The organism is Cyanobium sp. PCC 7001, from assembly GCF_000155635.1.
Classification (GTDB): Bacteria; Cyanobacteriota; Cyanobacteriia; order PCC-6307; family Cyanobiaceae; genus NIES-981.
Map to the genome: position 1 here is coordinate 1,813,074 of NZ_DS990556.1, position 22,197 is coordinate 1,835,270.

15 protein-coding genes are annotated in these 22,197 nt (G+C 71.8%); 8 read left to right on the forward strand and 7 right to left on the reverse strand.

Annotated features, from left to right (window positions below):
- Positions 1–150 precede the first annotated feature (150 nt).
- Positions 151–2,874, reverse strand: coding sequence for an alanine--tRNA ligase (gene alaS, locus CPCC7001_RS09010; RefSeq protein ID WP_006909309.1), 2,724 nt, complete (start codon positions 2,872–2,874; stop codon positions 151–153).
- Between the two features lie 60 nt (positions 2,875–2,934).
- Complete coding sequence (locus CPCC7001_RS09015; RefSeq protein ID WP_006909878.1) at positions 2,935–5,613, reverse strand: cyclic nucleotide-binding domain-containing protein; 2,679 nt, start codon at positions 5,611–5,613, stop codon at positions 2,935–2,937.
- A gap of 122 nt (positions 5,614–5,735) precedes the next feature.
- Here CPCC7001_RS09015 and CPCC7001_RS09020 point away from each other — a divergent pair, with 122 nt between their 5' ends.
- The 7 genes from CPCC7001_RS09020 to CPCC7001_RS09050 all read left to right on the forward strand — a co-directional run bounded on the left by CPCC7001_RS09020 (position 5,736) and on the right by CPCC7001_RS09050 (position 15,219).
- Positions 5,736–6,158 carry a hypothetical protein gene (locus CPCC7001_RS09020; RefSeq protein ID WP_006911488.1) on the forward strand — a complete coding sequence of 141 codons (423 nt, stop codon included), beginning with the start codon at positions 5,736–5,738 and terminating at the stop codon, positions 6,156–6,158.
- Between the two features lie 40 nt (positions 6,159–6,198).
- On the forward strand, positions 6,199–9,300 hold the full coding sequence (locus CPCC7001_RS09025) for a DEAD/DEAH box helicase (protein WP_006910988.1): 3,102 nt from the start codon (positions 6,199–6,201) through the stop codon (positions 9,298–9,300).
- 13 nt (positions 9,301–9,313) lie between these two features.
- On the forward strand, positions 9,314–10,021 hold the full coding sequence (locus tag CPCC7001_RS09030; protein WP_006911373.1) for a ceramidase domain-containing protein: 708 nt from the start codon (positions 9,314–9,316) through the stop codon (positions 10,019–10,021).
- Entirely contained in the window at positions 10,018–10,908 is an 891-nt protein-coding gene (locus tag CPCC7001_RS09035) for an SWIM zinc finger family protein (protein ID WP_006911058.1), read from the forward strand. The genes CPCC7001_RS09030 and CPCC7001_RS09035 overlap by 4 nt, the downstream gene beginning before the upstream one ends.
- A gap of 18 nt (positions 10,909–10,926) precedes the next feature.
- A complete protein-coding gene (locus CPCC7001_RS09040; RefSeq protein ID WP_006909136.1) occupies positions 10,927–11,433 on the forward strand; it encodes an MEKHLA domain-containing protein in 507 nt (168 codons plus the stop codon).
- Positions 11,434–11,554: 121 nt separating this feature from the next.
- The gene (locus CPCC7001_RS09045; RefSeq protein WP_006911352.1) at positions 11,555–13,372 is read left to right on the forward strand and encodes a diflavin flavoprotein; all 1,818 of its coding nucleotides are present in this window, start codon (positions 11,555–11,557) and stop codon (positions 13,370–13,372) included.
- Positions 13,372–15,219: a diflavin flavoprotein gene (locus tag CPCC7001_RS09050; protein ID WP_006909512.1), complete on the forward strand. Its 1,848-nt coding sequence runs from the start codon at positions 13,372–13,374 to the stop codon at positions 15,217–15,219. The genes CPCC7001_RS09045 and CPCC7001_RS09050 overlap by 1 nt, the downstream gene beginning before the upstream one ends.
- Positions 15,220–15,221: 2 nt before the next feature.
- Here the strand turns inward: CPCC7001_RS09050 and CPCC7001_RS09055 are convergent, their stop codons facing one another.
- The 4 genes from CPCC7001_RS09055 to CPCC7001_RS09070 form a co-directional block, all read right to left on the reverse strand.
- Positions 15,222–15,473 carry a hypothetical protein gene (locus tag CPCC7001_RS09055; protein WP_225867213.1) on the reverse strand — a complete coding sequence of 84 codons (252 nt, stop codon included), beginning with the start codon at positions 15,471–15,473 and terminating at the stop codon, positions 15,222–15,224.
- Positions 15,474–15,658: 185 nt separating this feature from the next.
- Positions 15,659–18,604: an aminomethyl-transferring glycine dehydrogenase gene (gcvP, locus tag CPCC7001_RS09060; RefSeq protein WP_043369843.1), complete on the reverse strand. Its 2,946-nt coding sequence runs from the start codon at positions 18,602–18,604 to the stop codon at positions 15,659–15,661.
- Between the two features lie 32 nt (positions 18,605–18,636).
- Positions 18,637–19,026 (reverse strand): glycine cleavage system protein GcvH, encoded by a 390-nt coding sequence (gene gcvH, locus CPCC7001_RS09065; RefSeq protein ID WP_043368875.1) that lies wholly within the window; start codon positions 19,024–19,026, stop codon positions 18,637–18,639.
- Positions 19,027–19,053: 27 nt separating this feature from the next.
- Entirely contained in the window at positions 19,054–20,313 is a 1,260-nt protein-coding gene (locus tag CPCC7001_RS09070) for a methionine gamma-lyase family protein (protein ID WP_006909359.1), read from the reverse strand.
- Between the two features lie 199 nt (positions 20,314–20,512).
- Between CPCC7001_RS09070 and CPCC7001_RS09075 the strand changes: the two genes are divergently transcribed.
- Positions 20,513–21,445 carry a fatty acid desaturase gene (locus CPCC7001_RS09075; protein WP_050757222.1) on the forward strand — a complete coding sequence of 311 codons (933 nt, stop codon included), beginning with the start codon at positions 20,513–20,515 and terminating at the stop codon, positions 21,443–21,445.
- Here CPCC7001_RS09075 and CPCC7001_RS09080 read toward each other — a convergent pair.
- The gene (locus CPCC7001_RS09080) at positions 21,399–22,157 is read right to left on the reverse strand and encodes a hypothetical protein (RefSeq protein ID WP_006909824.1); all 759 of its coding nucleotides are present in this window, start codon (positions 22,155–22,157) and stop codon (positions 21,399–21,401) included. The genes CPCC7001_RS09075 and CPCC7001_RS09080 overlap by 47 nt on opposite strands.
- Positions 22,158–22,197 lie beyond the last annotated feature (40 nt).

Below are 22,197 nucleotides of genomic sequence, written 5' to 3' on the forward strand. Positions count from 1 at the left end.
GGGGGGACGCGGCCAGGAGCAGGACGCCAGCCAGGGACCGGCTGCGTCCTGACGGCCACCTGCGGAGCGGAGCGGGAGCCGGCATGCCGATGCAGCTTGGGCCTGCAGATTATGGGCTGCTCCAGGCCGGCTGGCCCTGGAGACTGGCCCTCAGCCCAGGGCCGCCCGCAGGCTCTGCCGGGCCTGCTCGAGGGCCCCGTCCAGCGCTGCCCCGTTGCGTCCGCCGGCCTGGGCCAGGTTGGGCCGGCCGCCGCCGCCACCGCCGCACGCCTTGGCCACAGCGCCGATGAACGGGCCAGCCTTCTGGCCGGCGGCGACCAAGGCCGCACCGAAGGCCGCCACCAGAACCACCTTGCCCAGATCGGTGGGATCCGGCAGCCCGCCCAGCACCACCGCGGCGGTGGCGCCCAGCTGATCCACCAGCTCCTGGGCGGCGTTCTGCAGGGCCGCCCCCTCCACGCCATCGAGACGGGCCACCAGCAGCTGGAAGGGCTCGCCGCCCCCATCGCCGGCAGCGGCCGCCCCCACGGCTTCGGCCTGCGTCACCAGGGCGGCCGAGCGGGCCAGGGCCAGCTCCTGCCGTGCCGATGCGAGGGCCTTCTGGCTCGCCTTCAGGTCGTCCTGCAGCGCCGTCACCCGCTCCACGATCTCGCCCGGCTGGGCCTTGAAGCGATCGCCAAGGGCCTTCACCACCGCATCGCGCTCCTGCAGGTAGCTCAGCACCGCCGGGCCCGCCACCGCCTCGATGCGGCGGATCCCGGCGGCCACGCCGCTCTCGGCCACGATCTTGAACACCCCGATCTCGGCGGTGTTGGCCACGTGGGTGCCGCCGCAGAGCTCCATGGACACGCCCGGCACGTCCACCACCCGCACCACCTCTCCGTACTTCTCGCCGAACATCGCCACGGCACCGGCGGCCCTGGCCTGATCGATCGCCATCTCCTCCACCACCAGGGCATGGCCCTCGCTGATCCAGGCGTTGATCAGGGCCTCGATCCGCTCCAGCTCCTCCGGCGTCACAGCCCGGGGGCAGTGGAAGTCGAAGCGGAGGCGATCGAAGTCCACCAGCGAGCCGGCCTGGCCGATGTCCGGATCCACCACCTGCTTGAGGGCCGCCTGCAGCAGGTGGGTGGCGGTGTGGTTCGCCTGGGCCCGGCGGCGGCAGGCGCCATCCACCCGGGCCGTGACCAGATCCCCAACGGCCAGCGCGCCCCGCTCCACCCGGCCGCTGTGCACGAACACGCTGCGGTTGCGGCTCACGGCCTCGATGCTCACGATCACCCCGGCATCCACCGCCGTCTGGTCGCCGCCGCCGAGCAGCACGCCGCGGTCGCCCACCTGCCCGCCGCCTTCGCCGTAGAAGGGGGTGGAATCGAGCACGATCTGCACCGCATCACCGGCTGCGGCCCGCTCGGCGGGCTCGCCGTTCACCACCAGGGCCAGCACGCAGCTGGGGTGCTCCAGGGCCTCGTAACCGCGGAAGGCGGTGGCCTCCAGATCCGCCGCCACCGCATCGATGGCCTCCTGCAGGGTGAGGTCGATGCTCACCGCCGCGGCCTTGGCCCGCTGGCGCTGGGCCTCCATGGCGGCCTCGAAACCCTCCAGATCCACCGTGAGGCCCTGTTCCTCGGCGATCTCCTGGGTGAGCTCGAGGGGGAAACCGTAGGTGTCGTAGAGCTCGAAGGCCTGATCGCCGCTGATCTGCCGCGGGCCGGTGGCCAGCACGTCGGCCAGCAGCTTCTCGCCCCGCTCCAGGGTTTCGAGGAAGCGGCCCTCCTCCCGCTCCAGCTCCGCCAGGATCACGGTGCGGCGCTCGTCGAGCTGTGGATAGGCCTGGCGCATCTGGGCGATCGCGGCCTCCCCCATCGTCTTGAGGAAGGGTCGGTCGATGCCCAGCAGCCGGCCGTGGCGCACCACCCGGCGCAGCAGCCGCCGCAGGATGTAGCCGCGGCCGAGGTTGCTGGCGCTCACCCCATCGCCGATCAGCTGGGTGATGGCGCGGCTGTGGTCGCCGATCACCTTCAGGCTCGTCTGGCCCTTCTGCTCCAGCTGGCGGTAGTCCACGCCCGCCAGAGCTGCGGCGGTTTCAATCAGCGGGTAGATCAGATCGGTCTCGTAGTTGTTGGGAACGCCCTGGAGGATCTGGGCCATGCGCTCGAGGCCCATGCCGGTGTCGATGCTGCGGTTCGCCAGCGGCGTGAGGCTGCCCTCCGCGTCGCGGTTGTACTGCATGAACACCAGGTTGTAGAACTCGATGAAGCGGCTGTCGTCCTCCAGATCGATGCCGTCATCGCCCAGTTCGGGCCTGAAGTCGTAGTAGATCTCCGAGCAGGGGCCGCAGGGGCCGGTGGGACCGGACGCCCAGAAGTTGTCGGCCTCGTCCATGCGGATGATCCGTCTGGGGTTCACCCCCACCACCTCACGCCAGATCGCCTCGGCTTCGTGGTCTTCCCGGAAGACGCTCACCACGAGGTTGGCCGGGGAGAGGCCGAACACCTCGGTGGAGAGCTCCCAGGCCCACTGGATCGCCTGCTCCTTGAAGTAATCGCCGAAGGAGAAGTTCCCCAGCATCTCGAAGAAGGTGTGGTGGCGCGCCGTGCGGCCCACGTTCTCGATGTCGTTGGTGCGGATGCACTTCTGGCTGCTGGTGGCCCGCGGTGCCGGCCGCTCCGCCTGTCCCAGGAACACCGGCTTGAAGGGCAGCATGCCGGCGATGGTGAGCAGCACCGTGGGGTCGTCCGGCACCAGCGAGGCACTCGGCATCCGCCGGTGGCCGCGCTGCTCATAGAAAGCGAGAAAGGCCGAGCGGATGTCGGCGCCACTGCGGGGCGGAGCGATCGGGGAACGACCGGTGGGGGGAGTGGCAGCGGCCATGGCTCAGCGCGTCAACCCGGGAACGGGCATGATCGCTCAGCGGCTTCCGGGCCCGGCTGTTCAGCACTGCTCCCCCTGCATCCCCTCGATCCTGCGGGTCTGCTGACGCAGCAGGCTGCGGGCGAAGCCCGAGGACTGGTGCAGCAACTGCTCGAAGGCCCCCGCATCGAACACCAGCGCCTGCACGGGCTTCTCGGCGGTGGCGGCCGAACCCCGGGAGCGCCCGCTCAGCAGGGCCATCTCGCCAAGGGTCTCCCCGGCGGTTACCCGCGCCTGCCAGTCGACGCCGCTGACCAGCACCGAGCCCTCCAGCAGGATCGCCATCCAGGCCGCCTCCTCGCCGGCCTGCAGGAGCGGAGCACCGGCCGGCCAGGCCTGCAGGGTCCCCCAGGACGCCACGTTGAACAGGGCCGAGGGGGAGAGCTCCGCCAGCAGAGGCACCCGCAGCAGCAGTTCCAGCAGGGGGGCCTCGGCCAGGGGGCGTCCATCCATCAGGCCCTGGAGATGGGGCGTGACCGGCAGACCCGTGCGGGGGGTGCGGCGCAGGCGGGCGGCCCGGGCCGGATCCCGCTGCTCCAGCAGCCACAACACCCACACCGCATTCTCCGGATCGGGGTCGTTCCAGAGCTCCTCGATCGCCTGCAGGGGGTCCGGCAGGGGCTCGAGCTCCAGGGCAGGCCCGGGATCCGCATGGGGCAGCAGGGTGAGGTCACGGCGCAGCAGCTCCCCCACCACCGCCGAGGGCAGCAGGGCCTGCAGGGCCGCGAAGCGCTGGAGCAGGTCATCGTCATCCCCGGCCCTGAACTCCGACAGCAGGGGCAGGAGGGGCAGCAGGCAGCCCACGATGCGCAGATCGCACACCGGCAGCAGGGGGCGGATCCGGTTGTCGTCGCGGGCGGCGACCGCCAGGGCAGCCCGGCGGGCCAGCTCGCCCTGCAGGGCGTCCACCCCGCGCTCCAACTGGCGACGGGCGAAGTCCGAGCGGGGGCCGAACCGCAGCAGCAGCTGCTGCCAGGCCCCATCCTCCAGGCCGGAATCCTGGCGGATCCGCTCCAGCCGCCGGGCCTGGGAGGGCTGGAGCAGCTCAGGCCGCAGATCGTGCTGGCCGGCGAACTGAAGCAGATCCTGGATCGCCTCGGCCGCGGCCTCCTCCCGCAGGTTGCGGCTGGCCCGCTGGCGGCCATCGAGCTCCAGCAGCTCGGGGTCCTGGAGCTCCAGTTCGCGGATGGCCGTGTGGTGGTCGGCCTCCTCCAGCCCCAGGGCAAGCCGCAGCTCCTCGAGCTGCACCGCGCTGGTGGCCCGCTCCAGACGGCCGCCGCGGAACAGATCGGCCAGCACATCCCGGTAGAGCGCCTGGCTGCTGGCTGCGAGCTGGGCCGGCAACGCCTTGGCCAGGGTGAACACCTCCCCGGGCGTCAGCTCCTCGAGCGTGCGCCCACCCAGGTGAGCCTCCAGGCCAGGGAAGCGCTTGCGCAGCTGGGAGCGCAGGCTGGCTCCGGTGCTCTCCCGCCGGTACACCTCCGCATCCCGGGGCCAGCCGCGGTAGAGCCAGATGGCGCTGGCGATCAGCACCAGCGAGCGGATCAACTGGCCCACCTTGCCCTCCGCCGCCCCGAGGCTGGGGTCGGCGAACCAGAAGAAGAGGTTCACCGCCGTGAACGTGGCCAACAGCCGGGTGCGTGAGCGCGCCATCGCCCGGGCCCGCTCCTCGCTGTGATCCGCTGCCAGCCTGGTCTGCAGCGCCCGCTCCAGCCCACCGAACAGCGCCACACTGCCGGCGCCGGCGGCGCTCAGCAGGGCCGGAATCGCCAGCAGGCGCGGCATGCCCCAGCCCGCATCGGGGCGCGGCCACAGATCCAGGGCCCGGGCCGGCAGATCGGCGTCGAAGGCCCACAGCCCGCTGCGCAGCATCTCCACCGCCTGGGGCCCCTGCTGGCGGCTGAGCAGGAAGAAGGCCAGCACCAGCCCCGGATAGGACAGCCAAGCCCAGCGCAGGCCGCGCCGGCCTTCGAATCCGGCCCAGTAGGTGCGCTCCGAATCGATGTCGATGCAGGGCGACTGGCAGGCCACGCAGGCCGAGCGCTCCTGGGCGTCATCGCCGAGGGTGCGGCACATCGACTGGGTGATGCGACCGGGATCGAGGTGGGCGGCACTGGCCAGCGGCCCGCGCGGACCGGTGATCACCTGCTGCACGGCTCCCATCGGGCAGACGTACTGGCACCAGGCCCTGCCGGCGTAGGCCCAGCCGACCGCGATGGCGGCCAGCACGGTGAGCAGCAGCAGCAGGCCCAGGCCCACCGGACTGCTGTTCACCGCCAGCAGGCGCAGACACAGACCCGCGATCAGCAGACACCACTGCAGCGCCAGATGGTGGCGGCCCAGCCAGGAATCGCTCTCCACCTTGGCCACCTGGGGCCTGCCGTTCCTGCCGGTCACCCGGCGCTGGCGATCCAGGCCCCGGAACAGCTGGGAGACGAAGGCCAGCGGACAGAGGCGGCGCCAGAGCTCGTGGCTGCCGGCCGCCAGGATCAGCAGGCCGGTGGGCACCACCGCGCCCCAGAACAGCTGGTTGCCGCCGTGGCCGTGGCAGTCCAGGCCGGCGGGGCAGAGGGGCGGCCGCAGGGCCCAGGTCCCCAGCGGCGGAATCAGCAGCGAAGCGATCAGGGCCAGCCAGCCCAGCAGCAGCAGCCAACGCACGGCGTGGGCCTGGCGTTCGGGCCACCTCGCGAAGATCCGCATGGGGCAGGTGGTGGCAGTGCCGCCACGCTACGGAGGACGGACCGCTGTGTCCCGGCGCTCTGTCCCGGATCCCAGCGCGGCATGATCCCCCAGCAGCAGTCCGGCCCGGCCGGCATGTCCGCGTGAGCCAGCTCGCCCCTTCCCTGTCCCGCCAGCAGCTGCGCCTGCGCTCGATCGCCTGGTCCCTGGGGGCCGGCGTCGCCGCCCTCCTGCTGGGCCTGCCCCTGGGCCTGGAGGCCGCCCTGCGGGCCGGCGGCTGCGGCGTGCTCTACGGCCTGCTCGCCTTCCATCTGCAGCGGGTCGACCCAGACGACGGCCACCTGCAGGCGGGCCTGGTGGGGGCGGTCTGCGGCATCCACAGCCTCGCCCTGCCGCCTCTGGCCCCCTGGCCCCCGCCGGCACCGCTGCCGGCCGGGCTGGTGGCGGTTGCACCAACTGTGATGATGGGTCTCGTTCGGGCATGGCTGCCGCTGATCGGCGCCGCTGTGCTGCTGCACGGAGGCCAGGTCCTGGTCCGGCGTCTGCGGCCGGGGAACGGGTCCTAGCCGTGCCTGCCCGATCGTCCGCCGCGGTCCTGCCCGCCCCATGAGCCTGCTGCACGCCACCTGGCTGTTTCCACCGGAAGGGGCGGGGGGACGGCTGTTCCTGTGGGCCGACACCTGGCGGGTGGCCACCCCGACCACGCCGGGCCGGGACGCCCCGGAACACCCCCTGGCCCTCGATGAGGACAGCCTGGCGGAATGGCTGGATGACAACGGGCTCTGGGCCGAGGCGCTGCGCCCCGCCCGCGCCACCCTCACCCTGCCCAGCCGTCAGCAGGCGGCCCGCGGCCGCAGGAGCTCGGGCGGCAGCTGGAGCGGCCTGCCGCTCCAGGCCGGGGAGCCGATCCCGAAGCAGCTGCAGTGGTGGCCCTGGCAGGTGACGGGCTGGGCCCTCGATCCCGCCAGCGCCGCCGAGTGGCTGAGCCTGCTGCCGCTGGCCGGGGACCACCCGGAGATCGGCGATGACGTGCGCTGGTGGACCCACCTGCAACGCTGGTCGCTGAGCCTGATCGCCCGCGGCCGCTGGCTGCCCCAGATCGAGGAGGGCAAGGCCCGCTGGCTCCCTCTGCTCAACCGTGAGGACGACCGGCGCCGGCTCGAGGACCTCGCCACCGGCCTGCCCCAGGTGGCCACCTGCGCCCTCGCCGCCGGTCTGCAGGGGGATCCGTCCCTGGCCTGCCGCCGCCCGGGCAGCGGCCGGCTGCGGGTGGCCAGCCTGGTGGGGGCCCTGCTCGATGGCCAGCTGCGGCAGGACTTCCGGCCCGACACCACGGGCCTCGATCCCCTGCTCACCGCCTGGCAGAAGGCCCTCGGCAAGGGGGATGGCTCCCTGCCCCTCGATGAGGAGGAGCTGGAACGCCTCGACATCGCCACCCACCACTGGCGCGAGGGCGTGGCGGGCCGGGTGGCTCCGGCCCGCGCCTGCCTGGAGCTGTTCACCCCGGCGGAAGGGGATGAGTTGTGGGAGGTGCAGCTGAGCCTGCAGGCCGAGGCCGATCCCAGCCTCCGGGTGCCGGCCGCCCTGGCCTGGGCCGCCGGCGATCAGGGGCTGCAACTGGGGGAGGTGGCCGTGGCCCAGCCCAGTGAACTGCTGCTGGAAGGCCTCGGCCGGGCTCTCACCGTGTTCGAGCCGATCCTGCACGGCCTCGACTCCGCCACGCCGGAGACGATGCAGCTCACCCCGGCGGAAGCCTTCGTGCTGGTGCGCACCGCCGCCGCCCAGCTGCGGGATGTGGGTGTGGGCGTGGTGCTGCCCGCCAGCCTGGCCGGCGGCCTGGCCAGCCGGCTCGGCCTGGCGATCACCGCCGAACTGCCGGCCAACTCCAGGGGCTTCACCCTCGGCGAGGGCCTGGACTGGAGCTGGGAGTTCATGATCGGCGGCGTCACCCTCACCCTGCGGGACCTCGAGACACTCGCCGCCAAGCGGAGTCCGCTGGTGCAGCACAAGGGCGCCTGGATCGAGCTGCGGCCCAACGACCAGCGCAACGCCGAGCGCTTCTGCGCCGCCGACCCGGCCCTCAGCCTCGACGACGCCCTGCGGCTCACCGCCACCGAGGGCGACACCTTCCACCGGCTGCCGGTGCACGCCTTCACGGCCGGCCCCCGGCTGCAGGCGGTGCTGGAGCAATACCACCAGCAGAAGGCCCCCGACCCCCTGCCGGCACCGCCGGGCTTCGCCGGCCAGCTGCGGCCCTACCAGGAGCGCGGCCTGGGCTGGCTCGCCTTCCTGCACCGGTTCGACCAGGGCGCCTGCCTGGCCGACGACATGGGTCTGGGCAAGACGATCCAGCTGCTGGCCTTCCTGCAGCACCTCAAGGCCGAGGAGGAGCTGAAGCGGCCCGTGCTGCTGGTGGCCCCCACCTCGGTGCTCACCAACTGGAAGCGCGAGGCGGCCGCCTTCACCCCGGAGCTGGGCGTGCGGGAGCACTACGGTCCGCGGCGGCCCAGCAGCGAGGCCGCCCTGAAGAAGGCCCTCAAGGGCGTGGATCTGGTGCTCACCAGCTACGGCCTGCTGCAGCGCGACAGCGAACTCCTGGAAACGGTCGACTGGCAGGGGGTGGTGATCGACGAGGCCCAGGCGATCAAGAATCCGAGCGCCAAGCAGTCGATGGCCGCCCGCGACCTGGGGCGGCCGGGCAAGGGCAGCCGCTTCCGCATCGCCCTCACCGGCACCCCGGTGGAGAACCGGGTGAGCGAGCTCTGGGCCCTGATGGATTTCCTCAATCCCCGGGTGCTCGGTGACGAGGGCTTCTTCCACCAGCGCTACCGGCTGCCGATCGAGCGCTACGGCGACATGGCCTCCCTGCGGGATCTAAAGGCCCGCGTGGGGCCCTTCCTGCTGCGGCGGCTCAAGACCGACAAGTCGATCATCTCGGACCTGCCCGAGAAGGTGGAGCTGAGCGAGTGGGTGACCCTCTCGCCCGAGCAGAAGAAGCTCTACAGCCGCACGGTGGACGACAGCCTCGAGGCCATCGCCCGCTCCCCCCTCGGCCAGAAGCACGGCCAGGTGCTGGCCCTGCTCACCAAGCTCAAGCAGATCTGCAACCACCCGGCCCTGGCCCTGGGCGAGAGCGCCGAGGCGGCCTCCAGCGCCGGGCCCGCCAGTTTCGCCGCCCGCAGCGCCAAGGTGCAGCGGCTGGAGGAGATCCTCGAGGAGGTGATCGAAGCCGGCGACCGCGCCCTGCTGTTCACCCAGTTCGCCGAATGGGGCCTGCTGCTCCAGGCCCATCTTCAGAAGCGCTGGCGCCAGGAGGTGCCGTTCCTCTACGGCAGCACCAGCAAGACCGAACGCCAGGCGATGGTGGACCGCTTCCAGGAGGATCCCCGCGGACCCCAGCTGTTCCTGCTCTCGCTGAAGGCGGGCGGGGTGGGGCTCAACCTCACCCGCGCCAGCCACGTGTTCCACATCGACCGCTGGTGGAATCCCGCCGTGGAGAACCAGGCCACCGACCGCGCCTACCGCATCGGCCAGCAGAACCGGGTGATGGTGCACAAGTTCATCACCAGCGGCTCGGTGGAGGAGAAGGTGGACCGGATGATCCGGGAGAAGTCGAAGCTGGCCGAGGAGATCGTCGGCTCGGGCGAAGACTGGCTGGGGGGGCTGGACGTGGGCCAGCTCAAGGACCTGGTGGCCCTGGAGGAGTAGGACGGCGCCGGCCATGGAACTCGATCTCTACTGCGAGCGGCTGGGCCCCGGGCTTCTGGGGGAACCGGTCAACACCCTCACCAACGCGGCCTTCTTTCTGGCCGCGGTGTGGATCTGGCGGCAGGCCCCACGGCGCCGGGGTCGGGTCGATCCCGGCATCGCCCTGCTGGTGGGCCTGGTGCTCGCCATCGGCGTCGGCAGCACCCTGTTCCACACCACCGCCAGCCGCTGGGCCCTGGTGGCCGACGTGGGGCCGATCCTGCTGTTCCAGATGGTGTTCCTCTGGCTCTATCTGAAGCGGCGGATGGGCCTGAGCCACGCCCCGGCGCTGATTCTCGAGGCCCTGTTCGTGGCCGCCACCCTGGCGAGCCGCTCCTGGCCCCAGCTGCTGAATGGGTCGCTGGCCTACGGCCCCAGCCTCCTGGCGCTGCTGCTGCTGGGGCTCAGGGAACGGGCTCTGCGGTCCCGGACAACCCAGGGCGGGACGACCCTGCTGCTGGCCGCCGCGGTCTTCGCCGTTTCCCTCACCCTGCGCAGCGTGGATCAGCTGGTGTGCGCCTGGCTGCCTCTGGGCACCCATCCGGCCTGGCATCTGCTCAACGCCCTGGTGCTGGCGCTCGTGAGCCGATCCATCATGGAGCCGGCGGCCCCCCCACCGCCCGGCTCGCCCCAGACCGGCCGCGATACCGAAGTGCCGGCTCACCCCATCCCCAGCCCATGACCGTGAGCCCCATCACCACCCAGCTCGGCGACGAAGGCCTGAGCCAGCAGCCCTGGTGGGTGGAGCAGTGGATGGAGCTGATCAACTCCTACCGCTACAAGAAGCGGCTGGAGCGCGCCTGGGACTACGCCCGCTCCGGCAACGTCACCTCGATCCGCTTCGAGGGCCGCCGGGTGCACGCCCGGGTGCAGGGGCGCCGCCCCGATCCCTACAAGGTGAAGCTCTGGCTGGATGTGCTCAACGACGACGACTGGGGCTTCGTGCTGGAGGCCCTGAGCCAGAAGGCGCGCTGGTCGGCCCAGCTGCTGGCGGGCGTGATGCCCGAGGACATCGAGCGGGCCTTCGCCGCCAGCGGCAAGCGGCTGTTCCCGTTCAAGCTGCAGGAGGTGCGCAGCGAGTGCACCTGCCCCGACAAGACCAACCCCTGCAAGCACGTGAGCGCCGTCTTCTACCTGATGGGGGAGCGCTTCAGCGAAGACCCCTTCGTGCTGTTCCAGCTGCGGGGGCGTTCCCGGGCCCAGCTGCTGGCCGACCTGGCCAAGCGGCGGCGCAAGGTGCTGGCCAGGCAGGCCCGCTCCCGCGGCGGCGACGCCAATCCGGCCGCCGCCGCCAGCCAGCCGGTGCACCCCGCCATCCGGGATCCGAGCCGCTGGTGGCGCTACGACGCCGCCCTGCCCCCCGACCTGGTGGTGATCACCCCCGCCATGGAGGGCGACACCGGCCTGGATGCGGCCGGGCCCCTGCCCCTGGCCGAGGAGCCCCGCTTCCCGGAGGCCAATCGGCTCTTCCTCGAGCATCTCCAGGCCCACAGCCGGGAGCGGGCCGCCCTGGCCCTGGCACGGGCGATGGGCAACGGCAGCGAGGGCGGGGAGCCAGGCGAGACCTGAGCGGGAGGCGGCAACCCCGTGGACAACACCGAGGAGATCGTCCCGCTCTGGTACTCGCCCCCGGCGCTCGAGGCCGCCGCGGGCATCCTGCAGTCCCACCTGCGGGCCTATGGACGGCCATTGCTGGCTGGCCTCAGCGGTGATGCCACACCGCTGCAGGGCGCCCAGGCCCTCTTCGGCTACCCGGCGCCGGTGCTGGCCCACGACGGCGTCGACCCCGGCGGTGACCCCGGCCCCCGGCTGATCTACGCCAATCGGGCCGCCCTCACGCTCTGGCAGCGCCGCTGGGGGGAGATGGTGGGCCTGCCCTCCCAGCTCACCGCCGAGCCCCACGAGCGCCGCAGCCGCCGCCGGGCCCTGCACAGCGCCCGCACGGCCGTGGCCATCACGGGCTACAGCGGCGTGCGCATCGACAGCCAAGGCCGGCGCTTCCGGATCCGGGGAGCACGCCTCTGGACGCTGTGGGACGCCGCGGGCCAGCCCTGCGGACAGGCCGCGCGCTTCAGCGACTGGCACTGGCTGTGACCCTGGCGCCGTCATCCTGACAACAGCGGCGAGCACACCGGACCACATCGGGTGGTGAGACCGGGCGAGTCAACCGTCCAGGCAGCCTCTTTACAGTTCAGGCCGTTCCACCGGGTGTCCCATGGGAGCTGCCACCTCCACGTCCTCCACGACGTCCGGCGCCGCCACCGGCTCGGTCACTGCCTCGGTCACCGCCTCCGCCGTGGCGCCGCGCCTCAGCCTCCAGTGTGAGGCGATCGCCGCCGACACCACCACCATCCGCTCGCTCGACTGGGATCGCAGCCGCTTCGACATCGAGTTCGGCCTGCGCAACGGCACCACCTACAACGCCTTTCTGGTGCGGGGGGAGCAGACGGCCCTGATCGACACAAGCCACCTCAAGTTCGCGGACACCTGGCTGCCCCTGCTCGAGGAGCAGATCGATCCGAAGGCGATCGATGTGCTGATCGTGTCCCACACCGAACCCGACCACTCCGGGTTGATCGGCCACCTGATCGATCGCAACCCCGAGATCCTGATCGTGGGCTCGAAGGTGGCCCTTCAGTTCCTGGAGAACCAGGTGCACCGCCCCTTCCGCAGCCGCGCCGTGAAGAGCGGCGATGAGCTGGATCTGGGCACCAACCCCGAGAGCGGCGTGCAGCACCGCTTCTCCTTCCTCAGTGCCCCCAACCTGCACTGGCCCGACACGATCTTCTCCTTCGACCACGGCACCGGCATCCTCTACACCTGCGATGCCTTCGGCCTGCACTACTGCTCCGAGCATGTCTTCGACGTGGATCCCGGCGCCATCGCCCCGGATTTCCGGTTCTATTACGACTGCCTGATGGGCCCCAACGCCCGCAGCGTGCTGCAGGCGCTGAAGCGCATGGAATCCCTGCCGGAGATCAGCACGATCGCCGTGGGCCACGGGCCGCTGCTGCGTCACCACCTCAGCCTCTGGGTGAACGACTACCGCGAGTGGAGCAGCGACCGCAGCAGCGGTGAGGTGTACGCCGCCGTGTGTTACGTGAGTCAGTACGGCTTCTGCGACCGGCTGAGCCAGGCGATCGCCCGCGGCATCGGCAAGGCCGGCGCCCAGGTGCAGCTGGTGGATCTGCGCGCCACCGACGCCCAGGAGCTCACGGCCCTGATCAGCGAGGCCAGCGCCGTGGTGGTGCCCACCTGGCCGGCCGGGGCCGACGCCGAGCTGCAGGCCTCGGTGGGCACCCTGCTGGCGGCGCTCAAGCCCAAGCAGTGGGTGGCCTGCTACGACGCCTTCGGCGGCAACGACGAACCGATCGACACCTTGGCCTCCAAGCTGCGCAGCCTCGGCCAGAAGGCGGCCTTCGATCCCCTGCGGGTGCGCCAGGTGCCCCAGGCGGAGGACTACCAGCGCTGCGAGGAGGCCGGCACCGACCTGGGCCAGCTGCTCACCAAAGCGAAGACGATCGCGGCGATGAAGGCCCTCGACGGCGATCTCGACAAGGCCCTGGGCCGTCTCAGCGGCGGTCTGTACGTGGTGACCGCCCAGCAGACCACCGAGGATGGAGGCACGCTCAGCAGCGCCATGGTGGCCAGCTGGGTGAGCCAGGCCAGCTTCGAGCCCCCGGGCCTCACCGTGGCGGTGGCCAAGGACCGGGCGATCGAATCCCTGATGCAGGTGGGCGATCGCTTCGTGCTCAACATCCTGCGGGAGGACAACCACCAGCAGCTGCTGCGCCACTTCCTCAAGCGCTTCCCCCCCGGGGCCGACCGCTTCGCGGGTGTGGCCACGGTGGAGGGCGCCGCGGCCGGCGGGCCCGTGCTCGGCGATGCGCTGGCCTTCCTGGGCTGCCGCGTGGCCCAGCGGATGGAGGGCCCCGACCACTGGATCATCTACGCCGAGGTGGAGGAGGGCAATGTGGCCGACACTGAGGCCACCACCGCCGTGCACCACCGCAAGGTGGGCAACCACTACTGATGAAGACTTCGATCAGCGGATCCCCCGGGGCCGCCGCTCCGGTGTCCGACCGGCGTGTGCTGGTGATCCGGCTCGAGCCCGGGCTGCTGTGCCTGCGGGGTCTCAGCCCCCGCCGGTCCCGCTTCGAGGTGGAGTACGGCCTGGAGCGGGGCACCACGGCCAACAGCTTCCTGTTCGAGTCGGGCAGCGCCGAGGGCGGACGCACCGTGCCGCCGGTGCTGATCCATCCGCCGGGGATGACCTATGCCGAACCCTTCTTCGCCGCCCTGGCGGAGCTGGTGCCCAGCGATGCCCCTCTGAAGGTGGTGGTGGGGGTGGTGAACCCCAACCGGGTGGAACTGCTGCGGGCCATGGCCGACCGCTGGCCCCAGATGGCGCTGGTGGCCTCCAATGCGGGGGCGAAGCTGGTGCGCGAGCTCTGGGATCAACGGCGTCCGACGCCGGCCGGGGCGCCGGAGCCGGCACCGCTGCCGCCCCAACCACCGATCGACGTGGTGAAGCAGGAAGCGAGCCGGCCCCTGGCCGGTGGGCTGCAGCTGCGACTGATTCCCGCGCCCACCCCCCGCTGGCCCGGCGCCCTGATGGCGTTCGAGGAAAGCACCGGCCTGCTGATGAGCAGCAAGTTCTTCTCCGCCCACATCTGCCAGGAGTCCTTCGCCGAAGCGAACCGCAGCAGCACCGAGGAGGACCGGCGCTGGGTCTACGACTGCCTGATGGCCCCCATGGCCCGGCAGGTGGACACCGTGCTCGACCGGATCGACGAGCTGCCCATCCGCACCATCGCCCCCTTCCACGGCCCCGCCATCGCCGAGAGCTGGCGCAGCCTGCTGGCCGACTACCGGCGCTGGGGGGAGGGACAGAACCGCTCCCGCCTGTCCGTGGCCCTGCTCTACGCCAGCGCCTACGGCAACACCGCCACCATCGCCGATGCCCTGGCCCAGGGCGTCTCCCGCACGGGAGTGCGGGTGGAGAGCCTCAACTGTGAGTTCAGCGAGCCCGAACAGCTGCTGGAGGTGATCCGCTCCGCCGATGCCCTGCTGATCGGCTCGCCCACCCTGGGCGGTCACGCGCCCACGCCGATCGTGGCGGCCCTCGGCACCGTGCTGGCCGAGGGCGACCGCAGCAAACCGGTGGGGGTGTTCGGCAGCTTCGGCTGGAGCGGCGAGGCGCTCGATCTGCTGGAGACCAAGCTGCGCGATGGCGGCTTCCGCTTCGCCTTCGAGCCGATCAAGGTGAAGTTCAGCCCCGATGCCGTCACGATCAAGACGATCGAGGAAACCGGCACCGCCCTGGGACGGGAGCTGCTCGGTGCCAGAAAACGGCAGGAGCGGCGCAGCGCCGGAGGCCTGCATGACAGCCGCACCAACCCAGCCATCCAGGCGCTGGGCCGCGTGGTGGGCTCGCTCTGCGTGCTCACGGCCGTGAAGCCCGCCGGCGATTCCCGTCTGGGGGGGGCGATGGTGGCCAGCTGGGTGAGCCAGGCCAGTTTCAATCCCCCCGGCTTCACGGTGGCCGTGGCCAAGGACCGGGCAGTGGAGGGGCTGCTCCACATCGGCGACCGGTTCGCGCTCAACGTGCTGGCCGAAGGCCGTCAGACCGCACCCATGCGGCAGTTCCTCAAACCCTTCAGCCCGGGCGCCGACCGCTTTGCCGGCCTCAACCTGGAGGAAACCCCGGGGGGACAGCCGGTGCTGCCGGAGGCCCTCGCCTGGCTGGAGGCCTGCGTGCGTCAGCGCATGGAGTGCGGTGACCACTGGCTGATCTACGCCGAGGCCACCGGCGGTGGGGTGCTGGATCCCACCGGCACCACGGCCGTGCACCAGCGGCGCAGCGGCGCCCAGTACTGAGCTCAGGCGGCCTGAGGGGGAGGGGTGGGGTCGCCTCCAGCCTGCTGGAAGGGGATCACCAGGGTGGCCCAGTGGTCCGGCCGTTCGGGCCGGGCGCGGCGGGCGCGGCGCATGCCGAAGGCCACCCGTACCACATTGGTGCCCTCCACGGCCCCGAGCACGCGCCCTCTGGAAGAGGAGGCCTCCGCCAGGAGTCCAGCTTCGATACCGCCGGGGCCGTCGCCCCCGTCCCTGCCGTCTTGGTGTCCGCTCATGGTCCCCACACGATGGTTGGCTGAAGCCCAGTCCCAGGCGCTGAACGGGTGCCGGCACGGAATCGCGCCATGACCACGCCCACGAGCGCAGTTGCACCAGATTTTCCGGGAAAAGCAAGGGAAGAATCCTAAAGAGATTCTTTCGCTGGCCTGGTCCCTGCTCCGCCAGTGTGCGCCATGCCGCCTCAGGCGGCTGTCGCCAAAGGCTCCGCCAGGGCCAGTTCCTCAACCGACGGGCAGGTGCAGGCCAGGTTCCGGTCGCCATAGGCGTTGTCGATCCGGGCCACGGCCGGCCAGAACTTGCTGGCGCGCTGCTCCTGCCCTGCCGGGAACGCCGCCTGCTGGCGGCTGTACGGCCGCTCCCAGGTGTCGCTGGTCACGCTCGCCAGGGTGTGGGGCGCCCGCTTCAGCGGATTGTCGGCAGGGTCGCTCAGGCCCTCCTCGATCGCCCGGGCCTCCTCACGGATCGCCACCATCGCCCCGCAGAAGCGGTTGAGCTCGGCGAGGCTCTCGCTCTCGGTGGGTTCCACCATCACGGTGCCGGCCACCGGCCAGCTCACCGTGGGGGCGTGGAAGCCGTAGTCCATCAGGCGCTTGGCCAGATCGTCCACCTCCAGCCCGATGCTGCGCTTGAGCGGCCGCAGATCGAGAATGCACTCATGGGCCACCCGCCCCTGGGCTCCCCGGTAGAGCACGGGGAAATGGGGGTCGAGCCGGCGGGCGATCAGGTTGGCGCTCAGCAGGGCCACCTGGCTGGCCTGGCGCAGGCCCGATCCGCCCATCATGCGGATGTACATCCAGCTGATCGGCAGGATCGAGGCGCTGCCGAGGGGGGCCGCCGCCACCGGCCCGGCGCCGCCCGGCGCCGATCCGCTGGGATCCCCGGGGAGGAAGGGCACCAGGTGCTCGGCCACCGCGATCGGTCCCACCCCCGGACCGCCGCCCCCATGGGGGATGCAGAAGGTCTTGTGCAGGTTGAGATGGCAGACGTCGGCGCCGTAGTGGCCGGGCTTGCACAGCCCCACCTGGGCATTGAGGTTGGCGCCGTCCAGATAGACCTGGCCGCCGTGCTCGTGCACCAGCTGGCAGATGCGACGGATGGCGGTCTCGAACACCCCGTGGGTGGAGGGGTAGGTGACCATCAGGGCAGCCAGGCGGGCTGCATGGCGCTGGGCCTTGGCCTCCAGATCGGCCAGATCGATGTTGCCCTGCTCATCGCAGGCCACGGCCACCACCTGCATGCCCGCCATCACGGCGCTGGCGGGGTTGGTGCCATGGGCACTGGTGGGAATCAGGCAGACATCGCGATGCTGCTCGCCGCGGCTGTGGTGCCAGGCGCGGATCGCCAGCAGACCGGCGTACTCCCCCTGGGAGCCGGCGTTGGGTTGCAGCGACACCCCGGCGAAACCGGTGATCGCGGCCAGCCAGCCTTCCAGATCGGCCGCCAGCCTCCGGTAGCCGGCGGTCTGGACGTCAGGGGCGAAGGGGTGGATCCCGGCGAAGGCAGGCCAGCTCACCGGAGCCAGCTCGGCGGCGGCGTTCAGCTTCATCGTGCAGCTGCCCAGCGGGATCATGCCGTGCACCAGCGACAGGTCGCGGCTCACGAGCCGCTGGATGTAGCGCAGCAGCTCGGTTTCGCTGCGATAGAGATGGAACACCGGCTGCCGCAGCCAGGGCCGCTGCCGCTGGGGAATCGGCTGCCAGCCGTCCATGCCATCCGCTGAGCCCAGGGCCTGGCGGCAGGCCTGCCGGGCCCGCTCGGCCACGGCCGCACTGGCGGCCAGGCTGGAGAGCAGCCGATCGAGCTCCTCCGGGCTGCTGCACTCGTCGAGGCTGATGGCCACGGCGCCCTCGAGGGCGCGCAGGTTGAAGCCCCCCTGCAGCGCAGCTCCCAGCAGCTCGGCAGGCCGGTGGGTGGGCACGACCACCGTGTCGAAACCGGCACCGGGGGCTGGTGGCAGATCCAGGGCCCGCAGGCCCGCCACCAGGGCTCCCCGCAGCCGCACCACACGGGCGGCGATCGCCTGGAGGCCCTCCGGGCCGTGGTGGATCGCATAGAAGCCGGCGATCACCGCCAGCAGCACCTGGGCGGTGCAGATGTTGCTGGTGGCCTTGTCCCGGCGGATGTGCTGCTCGCGGGTCTGCAGCGCCAGGCGCAGGGCCGGCTGGCCATCGGCATCGAGGGAACGGCCCACGAGCCGGCCTGGAATCTGGCGCTTGAAGGCCTCTCGGGTGGCGAAGAAGGCGGCGTGGGGCCCCCCGAAGCCCATCGGCACGCCGAACCGCTGGGCACTGCCCACGGCGATGTCCACCCCCAGATCCCCCACCGGGGCCAGCAGCACCTGGGCCAGGGGGTCGATGGCCGCAGCGGTCACGAGACCGGCGGAGCCGGCGGCGGCCAGCAGGGGCGCCGGGTCCCAGAGCTGCCCCAGCTGCGAGGGGAGCTGCAGCAGCAGCCCGAAGGCATCGGCGAACAGCTCCTCCGGCAGGGCGGCCGGATCGCTCGCCAGGCCGGCCGCCAGGGCCGCGGCATCGATGCAGGTGAGCGTGATGCCGAGGGGTTCGGCCCGGGTGCGGAGCACCGCCAGCGTCTGAGGCAGCACCTGGGCATCCACGAGAAAGCGGCTGGCGCCGCCGCGCCGGCCCACGGCACGGGCCATGGCCATCGCCTCCGCGGCGGCCGTGGCCTCATCCAGCAGGGAGGCGTTGGCGATCGGCAGGCCGGTGAGCTCGCTGATCAGAGTCTGGAAATTCAGCAGCGCTTCGAGGCGGCCCTGGGCGATCTCGGCCTGGTAGGGCGTGTAGGCGGTGTACCAGGCGGGGTTCTCGAACACGTGGCGCTGGATCACCGCCGGGGTGGCCGTGGCGTGATAGCCCTGGCCGATCAGGCTGCGCACCACCTGGTTTTCGCTGGCGATCGCGGCCAGCTCGGCCAGGGCCGTGGCCTCGTCACAGGGGCTGGGCAGGCCGGCCTCCGCCGCCTCGGCGCTGAGCAGGATGTCGGCCGGCACCACCTGACGGGCCAGCTCATCCAGACTCGCCAGCCCCAGCTCCTCCAGCATCACCGCCTGGTCGGCCGCGCCGGGCCCGATGTGGCGCTCCACGAACGAGGCGGGACGCAGGGGATCCATGCCGCTCCCCAGCTGCTGCAGATCCTCCACCGTCAGTGGCCCTCCACCTTGGCGGCGTAGGCCTGGGCATCCATCAGGGCGTCCATCTGGGAAGGGTCGGTGGGGCGCAGCTTCAGCAACCAGCCCTCGCCGTAGGGGTCGTTCTGCAGTTCCTCCGGGCTGGCCACCACGGCCTCGTTGCGGGCCTCCACCACCCCGGAGATGGGCGCCAGCAGATCCTCCACGGCCTTCACCGATTCGATGCTGCCGCAGCTCTGCCCCTGGCTGAGCTCGGCCCCCACCTCCGGCAGCTCCACGAACACGATGTCCCCGAGCTGGTCGATGGCGAAGGCGCTCAGACCCAGCCGCACGCTGTCGCCGTCGGGACGCAGGTATTCGTGGCTGTCGGCGTAGCGACAGTCGCTGGGATAGGAGAGCGCCATCGCAACGGAGAGCACGGGAGGTGCGGCTCAGTCTGGAGGACAGGCTCCGCTTTCGGCGAGTGCCACCAGGGCCTTCTCCAGCGCCAGCCGGGCATGGGCCCGGTGCGTGCCCCCCTGGGCATAGAGCACATAGGGCTCCCGCAGGGGGGCATCGGCCGAGAACTCGCTGGTGCTGCCGTCGATGAAGGTGCCGCCGGCCATCACCAGGGCGCTGGCGTAGCCGGGCATGGGGGCCGGCACCGGATCGAGGTACGAGCCCACCGGCGAGCAGGCCTGGAACGCGCGGCACACCGTCTTGAGCAGCTCGGGGGACCCGAGGCGCACGGCCTGGATCACATCGCTGCGCTCGGCTCCGGGCCGCGGATGGGTGGCGAAGCCGAGATCGGAGAACACCTGGGCCACCAGTTCGCTGCAGATCAGGGCCTCGGCCACCATCTGGGGAGCCAGGAACAGCCCCTGGAACAGCAGGCGATTGAGATCGAAGCTGGTGCCGCCCTCGGCGCCGATGCCGGGAGCCGTGAGGCGGCAGCAGGCCATCTCCACCAGATCGGCACGGCCGGCCACGTAGCCGCCCGTGGGGGCGAGCGTGCCGCCGAGGTTCTTGATCAGCGAGCCCGCGATCAGATCCGCTCCCACCGCCGTGGGTTCCAGCTCCTGCACCAGTTCGCCGTAGCAGTTGTCCACGAACACGACGCAGCCCGGCTGGCGCTCCCGGATCCGCTCCACCAGATCCCCGATCTCCGCCACCGGCAGCGACGGCCGCCAGCTGTAGCCGCAGCTGCGCTGAATCAGCACCATGCGGGTGGGGGCGGCCAGGGCCTCCTCCACTGCCCCCCTGTCCACCCGGCCCCGGGGGTCGAGAGCCACCTCGTCGTAGACGATGCCGAACTCGGCCAGGGAGCCCTGGCCCGTTCCCCGCAGCCCGATCACCTCCTCGAGGGTGTCGTAGGGGCGACCGGTGATGGAGAGCAGGCGGTCGCCGGGACGCAACACGCCGAACAGGGCGGCCGCAATGGCGTGGGTGCCGCTCACGAACTGCAGGCGCACGGCGGCCGCCTCCGCCTGCAGCACACGGGCGAACACCCGATCCAGCACCTCCCGGCCCTGGTCGCCATGGCCGTAGCCGCTCACGGAGGCAAAGTGATGCACCCCCACCCGTTCCGCCGCCAGCGCCTCCAGTACCCGTTGCAGCCGCGGCTGCACCAGGGCGGTGTGGCGCTCGGCGGCGGCGGCGATGCGGGCGGCGGCCGCTTCCAACCGCTCGGCGGCCCAACGGGCGGGGGTCATCGGCACACCACGGGAGCCGCCATGTTGCCCGTCTAGATTCCGCGGCCCGGGAGCCTGGGCCCGTCGTCCACCGGTTCACGGCAGCGGCGGCCCGGCCGCTCCGCCCTGTCCAACCGCCTGGCTGCCCTTGCCCACACCGATCACGCCCGCCAACCCCAGGGGCCTGGGCCCGACCATCCCGCCCGCCCAGGTGCTGGAGCTGGAGCCGCCGTCACGCCGCCACGAGCGGGAGCTGCGCCACGGGCTGCAGGCCAGCCGCCCACCCCTGCCGCCGCGGCAGCGGCGTTACAAGGCGGGCACCACGGGCTTCATGCTGGCGCTGCACGTGGGGGCGATGGCCGCCCTGCTGCCGAGGTTCTGGAGCTGGCAGGGGCTGCTGGCGCTGGCGGTGTTGTACTGGGTCACCGTGCTCGGGGTGACGCTGGGCCTGCACCGGCTGGTGGCCCACCGCAGCTTCAGCGCCCCGCTCTGGGTGGAGCGCGTTCTGGTGCTGATGGGCGCCCTGGCCTGCCAGAGCGGCCCGATCGAGTGGGTGGGGCTGCACCGCCACCACCACCGCCACTCCGACCAGCCCAACGACCACCACGACGCCGGCCGCGGACTGTGGTGGTCCCACAGCGACTGGATGCTGCACGAGATCCCGGCGCTGCAGCACGTGGAGAGCCTGACGGGGGACCTGCAGCGCGACCCCTTCTACCGCTGGCTCGATCGCTGGTTCCTGCTGCTGCAGCTGCCTCTCGGCGCCGCTCTCTACTGGGTCGGAGAGAGGGCCGGGGTTCACGGCGGCGGGCTTGGCCTCGTGCTCTGGGCGATCCCCCTGCGCCTGGTGCTCGTGTACCACGTGACCTGGCTGGTGAACTCCGCCACCCACGCCTGGGGCTATCGCAACTTCGACTGCCCGGACCGCTCGCGCAACTGCTGGTGGGTGGCGATCCTCAGCTTCGGCGAGGGCTGGCACAACAACCACCACGCCTTCCCCCACTCGGCGCGCCACGGCCTGCGCTGGTTCGAGTTCGACATCACCTGGCAGCACATCCGGCTGCTGTGGGCCCTGGGCTGGGCGCGCAGGGTGCGGCTGGCGCCGGTCACGGCCTGCACAGACCGCCCAGTTCGGCGCGGATGGCGGCGGTGAAATCGTCGGGGCCCGCGCCATCGGTTCCGCCGCCCAGGTCCCGGGCCCGTCGGCGCAGCAGGTCGAGGAACTGGTCCGGCCCGAGCTGCTGCTCCTCCACCCCGCCCAGGGCGGCCAGGGTGCGACGCAGCTCGGGCAGCTCGGCCTCCAGCTCGGCGGCGGCGTAATCGCTCTGGCCGGCCATCACCGCCGCGAAGCGTTCGCGGCGCTGGCGCTTGTTCACCGGATAGGCCGCCAGCACCTGGTCGCGGCAGAGGCGCCAGGCGCGCCCGGCGGTGAGCAGTTCGGCCAGGGCGGCGCTGAGCGCCCGTGATTCGGCATCCCCGATGCGCAGGTCAAAGGCGGGGGGCGGCTGGCGCAGGCCCACGAACACCTCGAGCAGTTCGCCTGGCCCCAGCACGGGCTCCCCGGGGGCCTGCACGGGCAGGGCGGAGGCCTCCAGATCGGCCAGCAGGGCGGGATGGTCGGCCAGCTGCTGGCGCAGGGCGTCCGAGAGCACCCCATCCACCACTTCATCCGCCAGCAGGCGGTTGATGCGGCCGAGGGCGAGGAACACCTCCGGGCCCGGGGAGGCCAGCTTGCCGTTGCGCAGCATGGAGAGCTGGGAGTTGTGCACCCGCCCGAGGTCGAGGGCTTCCGCCAGGGCGGGGAGCACCCGGTGGCTCCAGCCGTTGCGGCCGTGCCACACCCGGATCAGATGGGCGAAGGCCACCCGACCAGTCGCGAGATCGTCCCGATAACCCACAGAGCTC

Bases quoted from the DNA above. Each gene is read 5' to 3' on its own strand.
- gcvP (WP_043369843.1), bottom strand. From the start codon at position 18,604: ATGGATCCCCTGCGTCCCGCCTCGTTCGTGGAGCGCCACATCGGGCCC.
- CPCC7001_RS09050 (WP_006909512.1), top strand. From the start codon at position 13,372: ATGAAGACTTCGATCAGCGGATCCCCCGGGGCCGCCGCTCCGGTGTCC.
- gcvH (WP_043368875.1), bottom strand. From the start codon at position 19,026: ATGGCGCTCTCCTATCCCAGCGACTGTCGCTACGCCGACAGCCACGAA.
- CPCC7001_RS09055 (WP_225867213.1), bottom strand. From the start codon at position 15,473: ATGAGCGGACACCAAGACGGCAGGGACGGGGGCGACGGCCCCGGCGGT.
- alaS (WP_006909309.1), bottom strand. From the start codon at position 2,874: ATGGCCGCTGCCACTCCCCCCACCGGTCGTTCCCCGATCGCTCCGCCC.
- CPCC7001_RS09025 (WP_006910988.1), top strand. From the start codon at position 6,199: ATGAGCCTGCTGCACGCCACCTGGCTGTTTCCACCGGAAGGGGCGGGG.
- CPCC7001_RS09035 (WP_006911058.1), top strand. From the start codon at position 10,018: ATGACCGTGAGCCCCATCACCACCCAGCTCGGCGACGAAGGCCTGAGC.
- CPCC7001_RS09070 (WP_006909359.1), bottom strand. From the start codon at position 20,313: ATGACCCCCGCCCGTTGGGCCGCCGAGCGGTTGGAAGCGGCCGCCGCC.
- CPCC7001_RS09045 (WP_006911352.1), top strand. From the start codon at position 11,555: ATGGGAGCTGCCACCTCCACGTCCTCCACGACGTCCGGCGCCGCCACC.
- CPCC7001_RS09030 (WP_006911373.1), top strand. From the start codon at position 9,314: ATGGAACTCGATCTCTACTGCGAGCGGCTGGGCCCCGGGCTTCTGGGG.
- CPCC7001_RS09015 (WP_006909878.1), bottom strand. From the start codon at position 5,613: ATGCGGATCTTCGCGAGGTGGCCCGAACGCCAGGCCCACGCCGTGCGT.